Source organism: Micrococcus sp. HSID17227 (assembly GCF_003989405.1).
In the GTDB taxonomy this organism is placed as follows: Bacteria; Actinomycetota; Actinomycetes; order Actinomycetales; family Micrococcaceae; genus Micrococcus; species Micrococcus luteus.
Map to the genome: position 1 here is coordinate 1 of NZ_RBLN01000216.1, position 3762 is coordinate 3762.

2 protein-coding genes and 2 pseudogenes are annotated in these 3762 nt (G+C 72.9%); all 4 read right to left on the reverse strand.

The features are described from left to right. Positions 1-382, reverse strand: a pseudogene (locus tag D8M29_RS09670) (glycosyltransferase family 4 protein); the annotation flags it as partial. Continuing rightward, positions 373-2616, reverse strand: a complete 2244-nt coding sequence (locus D8M29_RS09675) for an N-acetylneuraminate synthase family protein (RefSeq protein WP_127445931.1) — start codon at positions 2614-2616, stop codon at positions 373-375. The pseudogene D8M29_RS09670 and the gene D8M29_RS09675, both read right to left, overlap by 10 nt. Beyond that, positions 2613-3404 carry a cytidylyltransferase domain-containing protein gene (locus D8M29_RS09680; protein WP_127435493.1) on the reverse strand — a complete coding sequence of 264 codons (792 nt, stop codon included), beginning with the start codon at positions 3402-3404 and terminating at the stop codon, positions 2613-2615. The genes D8M29_RS09675 and D8M29_RS09680 overlap by 4 nt, the downstream gene beginning before the upstream one ends. Next, positions 3401-3762 (reverse strand): annotated as a pseudogene (locus D8M29_RS13630) (RNA-binding protein); the annotation flags it as partial. The gene D8M29_RS09680 and the pseudogene D8M29_RS13630, both read right to left, overlap by 4 nt.

Sequence of the window (3762 nt, forward strand, 5' to 3'; positions counted from 1 at the left end):
TGCTGAGCAGCGCCGGGGCACCGGCCCGGCGCGCGGCACGTTCCGGGCCGAGCGCCGTGAACGCCGCGAGGTCGGCGTAGGCCAGGTGTGTATGGACCGCGGCTGGGCGCAGGGTGCGCACCGCCGTGCGGAGCGTGCGCACCGAGGCGGCCAGGCCGGCGTCGGGACCAACGTCCCCGGTGAAGACCGCCGCGCCCTGCTCACGCAGGCGCTCGGCGAGCGGCCCCTCGGGGCAGAGCACCGCCAGCCGCAGACCGGGCAGGCCCACGCGCGCGACGTCGAGGACGTGCCGGGCCACGCCGCCGAGGTCGGCGACGGGCACCACCCAGAGCGTCAGCGGGGCCGGGGCAGGCGTCGTTGCGGCCTCGGGGATCACAGCCACTGCTCCAGGCGGTCCAGGGCCGTCCAGAAGCCCTCACCGTTGTTGATGTGGCCCTGCCAGATCTCCGGGATGAAGCTCACCCCGGGGGCCAGGCGGTCCAGCTGCTCGCACAGCACGGGCCAGTCCACGTCGCCCTCGCCGATCTGCGGTCCCTCCCCGTCCACACCGGTGGCGTCCACGAGGTGCAGGTGGATGGTGTGCGGGGCCAGCTTCTCCACCATCTCCGAGAAGGGGATCCCCAGGAACGTGGCCGAGAGCTTGGAGTGGGAGATGTCCAGGCACAGGGGCACCCCCGTGGCCTCCACGAACGCCACGGTGTCGTCCGGGTCCATGAAGAGGTTGTGGTACTGCTGACCGCCCATCAGCCACGGGAACGGCGGCAGCGTCTGCGCGGCGATCCGGATGCCGGAGGTGTCCAGGCGCTGCACGGCCTCGGCGATGCGCTCGTACTTCGGCCGCCGCTCCTCCGGGCGGATGTGCCGGTCCAGGGTGAACCCGCCCATGGTGATGACCATGATGGGCTCCTCCTCGTTCGGGAACCAGCGCTTCAGGTCCCGGGTGATGTCGATCGTGCGCTGCACCTCGGCGATCGAGCGCTCCCACACGGCGTCGTCGTCGCTGGCCAGGTCCACGAGGAAGTCGCCGGAGAAGATGTCCGGCAGGTGGGTGGTGAAGCCCATCGGCAGGGGCTCGGTGAACACCGAGTCGATGTCGATCTCGAGGTCCTTGTAGGAGAAGTGGAACTCGAGGAAGTCCGGGGTGCAGTCCTTCGTCAGCGCCGCGACGTCGTGGTAGCGCACCGGCAGGCCCCAGGGGCGCCGGAACTCGAACTGGCGCCCGGTGGGCACCGTGTCCGTGAGGTCGCCGGCGAAGAAGAAGTCGCCCTCGGCCATCTCGCGGTGCAGCGTGCGGCCGACCAGGCGCGGCAGCTCGTTGGGCTGCAGACCACGGCCCGGGGACTTCACGGTCACGTCGTCGGCGGTGATCGTGGCACCGGCCTGCAGCGGACGGGCCGCCACCAGGGACTTGGCCAGGTTGATGCGGTTCATCGCCTCGCCCGTGGAGACCACGCGCTCGGTCCCGACGCCGATCGACTCCTCGATGTCCCGCGTCTGCCGGACCATCTGCGCGAACTCCTCCGGCAGGAGGGAGACCTTGTGGTCGTTGCCCTCGAGCCCCCGGTCCACGGTGAAGTGCTTCTCGATGATCGCAGCGCCCCGGGCCACCGCGGCCAGGGCCACGTGGAAGCCGCGCTCGTGCCCCGAGTAGCCCACCGGCGTCTGCGCGATCTCCGCGAGCCGGTCCAGGTAGGCCAGGTTCACGTCCTTGTAGGGGGCGGGGTACGTGGACTGGGCGTGCAGCATCGCGAAGGGGACGCCGAAGGAGCGCACCAGTGCCACCGACTCGCGGATCTCCTCCTCCCGGGACATGCCGGTGGAGAGCACCATCGGCAGGCCGGAGGAGGCCGCGTCCCGCAGCAGACCGTGGTTCGTCAGGTCCGCCGAGGCGATCTTCACGCCGTCCACCGGGTACGCGCGCAGCACCCGCATGGACGGGGCGTCCCACGGGGTGCACATCAGGGCGACGCCGGCGTCCCGGACGTGGTCGAACACCCGCACCATGTCCTCGGCGGAGAGCGAGAACTTGGCCAGCTCGTCCAGAGTGCGCTGGGCCCCCAGGTCCTCGCCGGCGGTGGCCGCACCGGACTGCCGGTAGAGGGCGTCCATGTCCCGCAGCTGGAACTTCACCGCGTCCGCGCCCGCCTCGACGGCCAGGTCCACGAGACGGCGGGCCAGGTCCACATCACCCTGGTGGTTGTTGCCGATCTCGGCGATCAGGAACGCCGGGTGGCCCTCCCCGATCCGGTGCCCGCCGATCCGCAGCTCCGCCTCCCGATTGATCGCCAGGGCCGTCAGGCGGCCGCGCTCGTCCAGCAGCGGCAGGTGCAGCGCCCCGGTGGGCAGGGCCTCGCGCATCTCGGCCGGGGAGGCGCCCAGGGGCGCCGTCGCCGGGTCGCGATGGGCGACGTCGGCCGCGGCCACGTCCAGCGACGCCTCCGGCTGCGCCACCAGCCAGCGGCGGACGTCCCCGTCCGTCAGGGAGCCGACGAGGAAGCCGTGGGAGTCCACCACGAACACGGTGCGCTCGCGGTTGTCGGTCATCTTCTGCAGGGCGGCCAGGAGCGAGTCCTCGGGGAAGACGAGATAGGGGGTGAGCCTGCGTTCGATGATCACTGCGTGCCTCCGGGGGTGCGGTTCGGGCCGGTGATGGGGGTCTCGGCGGTGCGCGGGGCACCGAGGTCGGGGTGGTGCTGGAGCACCTTCTGGACCGCCAGGTACTGGTCCATCTGCTGCTCGGCCAGGGCGAAGTCCAGCTCGGTGTCGATGTCCACGCCCTCGAGGTCGTCGAGCTCCAGCATGCCGATCCGGCCGCCGAGCCGGTTGTGCAGCCGGTCATAGACCCAGGGGCGCGTCACATACAGCGAGCCGTTCTCGCGGAACCGCAGGTCGGCGCGCGACATGTCCTGCCGGCGCTTGCGCGCCGTGACGTCGAAGTCCGGGATCGGCTCCCCGTCGGGATCCTCGGGATGGCGCCACAGGAACGGGGACACCGGGACGACGCCGACCAGCGAGTCCACCCCCGTGTCCCGGAACTGCCGCACGGCGCGGTCCAGGGTGCCGGGCAGGCGCAGCGGGCTGGTGGCCTGGAGCAGCATCACACCCTCCGGTTCGACGCCGGCCGCGCGCTCGGCCGCGAGCACGTGCTCGATCACGGGCTCGGTGGGGGTCGAGTCCTGCGCCAGGTGGGCCGGGCGCAGGCCCGGGACGTCCGCGCCGTAGCGGAGGGCGACCTCGGCGATCTCGGCCGAGTCCGTGGAGACCACCACGTGCAGGTCCTCCTCCGCCTCGAGGGCGGCCTGGATGGTCCAGGCGACGAGCGGGTGGCCGCCGAGGAGGCGGATGTTCTTGCCGGGCAGCCCCCGGGACCCGCCGCGCACGGGGATGACGCACAGGATGCTCACGCGGACTCCTTCCAGACGTGCTCGGCGATCGCGGCCGCGGGGTCCGCGGTCGGCGAGGCCAGGGGCGGGGTGGGCTCCGGGGTGCGGCCGGGTCGCCACCGGGTCATGCCGTATCGCTGCCAGAACCCCTCCAGCCAGGCGGGCGGGTCCGGGTGGACGGCCCACGCGGGTCTGCCGGCCTGCGCGGCCTCGAGGATCCCGGTGGAGAAGACGGCGGCCACGGGACCGCGGGTGGCGACGAGGGGCGCGCCGACGTCGTCGATCCGCACGCCGGCCCTGCGCCAGGCCGCGTGCTGGCCGCGGGAGAGGCGGTCCCGCTCGGCCGGGTGGGGGCGGTAGGCGGCGCCGGTGGCCCGCA